Source organism: Sandarakinorhabdus sp. (genome assembly GCF_040398645.1).
GTDB lineage: Bacteria > Pseudomonadota > Alphaproteobacteria > Sphingomonadales > Sphingomonadaceae > Sandarakinorhabdus.
In genome coordinates this window covers 1-3,014 of sequence record NZ_JBBATR010000034.1, presented here as the reverse complement: position 1 = coordinate 3,014, position 3,014 = coordinate 1, and the positions used below count along the sequence as shown (strand labels likewise).

1 protein-coding gene is annotated in these 3,014 nt (G+C 66.6%); it reads left to right on the top strand.

Translation table 11 applies throughout. The features are described 5' to 3' along the window. Window positions 1-115: 115 nt before the first annotated feature. Window positions 116-2,920 carry a M16 family metallopeptidase gene (locus ABWP50_RS08995; protein ID WP_353217662.1) on the top strand — a complete coding sequence of 935 codons (2,805 nt, stop codon included), beginning with the start codon at window positions 116-118 and terminating at the stop codon, window positions 2,918-2,920. The last annotated feature ends 94 nt before the right edge of the window (window positions 2,921-3,014 follow it).

Below are 3,014 nucleotides of genomic sequence, written 5' to 3'. Positions count from 1 at the left end.
GCTGCGGCGATGAGTGGCAGGGCGGCGGCGGCGAGGAGGCTGTGCTTGATCATTGGAAGATTGATACAGGCACGTTAAGACGATGCAAGCTGCGTTCATGCAAAAGGCCGGGCATATGTTGAAGCGATTGATCAATCTGGCTGCCGCGGGCCTGGTGTGTGCGCAAATGGCCAGTGCGCAGACGGTTCCGATGCCTGCCGCGCCGGCCAGCATCGCGCGGCTGGTTGATCAGGTCAGCCTGCCATACGAGCAATTCACGCTGCCCAACGGCCTGCGCGTGTTTGTGCACACCGACCGCAAGGCGCCGATCGTGGCGGTGAGTGTGTGGTATCACATCGGGTCCAAGGATGAACCGGTGGGCAAGACCGGCTTTGCGCATCTGTTTGAACATCTGATGTTTTACGGCAGCGAGAACAACGACAGCGTGTTTTTCAAGAAGCTGGAGGATGTGGGCGCGACCGATGCCAATGGCACCACCTGGTTTGATCGCACCAATTATTTTGAGAATGTGCCCACCCAGGCGCTCGATCTGGCGCTGTTTCTGGAATCCGATCGCATGGGCTGGCTGCTCGGCTCGGTGACGCAGGCCAAGCTGGATGCGCAGCGCGGCGTGGTGCAGAATGAAAAGCGCCAGGGCGAAAATGAGCCCTATGGCCTGACCAGCGAAGCCACGCTGAAGGCGCTGTTTCCCGCCGGCCACCCCTATGCCCACGACGCCATCGGTTCGATGACCGATCTGAACGCTGCCAATCTGGGCGATGTGCAGGCGTGGTTCCGCGCCAATTATGGCCCGAACAATGCCGTGCTGGTGCTGGCCGGCGATATCGATGTGGCCGCCGCGCGCACGCTGGTTGCCAAATATTTCGGTGCCATCCCGCGCGGGCCGGACGTGAAGCGCCTGCCAGCGCCGGTGCCGGTGTGGACCGGGGTGCGCCGCGAAACCCTGAAGGACACGGTGCCATCGCCGCGCATCAGCTGGCATTGGGCGATCCCCGGCCGGCTCGATCAGGCGGCGGTGCTCAATGATGTGGCGCTCACGGTGCTGGCCGGCGGGGCATCATCGCGGCTGTACAATGCGCTGGTGCGCGAATCGCGGCTGGCGGTATCCGTCAGCGGCGGCGTGCAAGCCTTTGAGCAAGTTGGCATGGCCGAGATTGAAGTGACCCTGTCGCCCGGCGCCAAGCTGGAGGATGTCGAAGCCCGCGTGAACGCGGCGCTGGCCGACTTCATCGCCAAGGGGCCGACCGCCGACGAAGTCAGCCGCGTCGCCACGCGCAATGTCGCCAGCTCCATTCGCGGGCTGGAGGCGGTGGGCGGCTTTGGCGGCAAGGCGGTCGCGCTGGCCGAAGGCGCGGTTTATGCCGGCAATCCGGACTTTTTCCGCACCGAACTGGGCTGGTATGCCAATGCCACGCCGGGACAGGTGCAGGCCGCCGCGGCGCTCTGGCTGGCCAAGGGCGCCTATATCCAGACCGTGCTGCCCGGGCCGCGCCCCGCCGCGGAAGTGGTGCCGGAGCCGCCAAAGGCCGCCGCTGGCAAACCCGCGCCGCGCGGCACGGCGCGTATGGCGGAGCCGGCTGTTGGCCCGCCGCCGCTGCTGAACTGGCCGCAAATCGATCGCTTCACCCTCAGCAATGGCCTCAAGGTGGAGCTGGCCCGGCGCACCACGGTGCCGCTGGTGCGCATGATGCTGAGCGTGGATGCCGGCATGGCCGCCGATGATCGCAGCCAGCTCGGCATTCAGCAGATGGCGCTGTCCCTGCTGGACGAAGGCCATGACGGCCTCAGCGGCCCGGCGATTGCCGAACTGCGCGAGCGGCTGGGCGCCGGCATCGGTGCCGGGGCCGGGCTCGATCGCACCAAATTGTCATTGGACGCGCTGAAATCCAATCTGCCGCAATCGCTCGATCTGTTTGCCGCCATCGTGCAGCGCCCGGATTTCCCGCCCGCCGAACTGGAACGGGTGCGCGGCCAGCAATTGAGCGCCCTGGCCCGCGAAGCCAGCGATCCCGGCAGCATCGGCCAGCGCCTGCTCACCCCGGCGCTGTACGGCATCGCCCACCCTTATGGCGCACCGCCAAGCGGGCTGGGCACCGCGGCCAGCGTGAAGGCGCTGACCCGCGAGGCCCTGATCCAGTGGCACAAACGCTGGATCCGGCCAGACAATGCCACGATGTTTGTCGCCGGCGATATCACGGCGGCGGAACTCCAGCCGCTGCTGGAGGCGGCATTCGGCAAATGGCGCGCCGATCCGGCAGTGCCGCGCGGCACCATAGTAGCCGCCGCGCCAGCAGCCGCTCGGCCGGCGCGGATCATCTTCGTCGATCGCCCGAACAGCCCGCAAAGCCTGATCCTGGCCGGCAGCCTGCTGGCAATCACCGGCAGCCAGAATCTGATTGCCGAGCGCGCCGCCGCCGATGTGCTGGGCGGCCTGGCCACCAGCCGCATCACCATGGACATTCGCGAGGAAAAAAACTGGGCCTACGGCGCCTATGCCGGCCTGTCGGATGGCAAGGGCCAATTGCACAGCCTGATCTACGCGCCCGTGCAAACCGATCGCACCGCCGACAGCATGAAGGCCATCATGGCCGACATCGCCGCGATCAAGACCACCCGCCCCATCACCGCCGATGAACGCGGCCGCACCATCGCCAACAGCGTGCTGGCCCTGCCCGGCAATTTCGAACGCGGCAGCGCCTTCCTGTCCGCCATGGAACGCAACCACCTGCTCGGCCGCCCCGACGATTACTACACCACCGCCGCCCGCCGCCTCGGCGCGCTGACGGTCGCCGATCTCAACAAGGCCGTGCAGCTGTTCGGCACCGATCAACTGCTCTGGGTGGTGGTGGGCGACCGCGCCAAAGTGGAGCCGCAGTTGAAGTCGCTGGGCCTGCCGGTGGAGGTGGTGACGCCGGAGTGATTTCAGGAGAACACTCGTCACCCCGCACTTGATGCGGGGCGGCGGGCAGGGGTGACCCCTGCACCCGGTTGTTTTTGGGTGCGCCCGTTCCCCA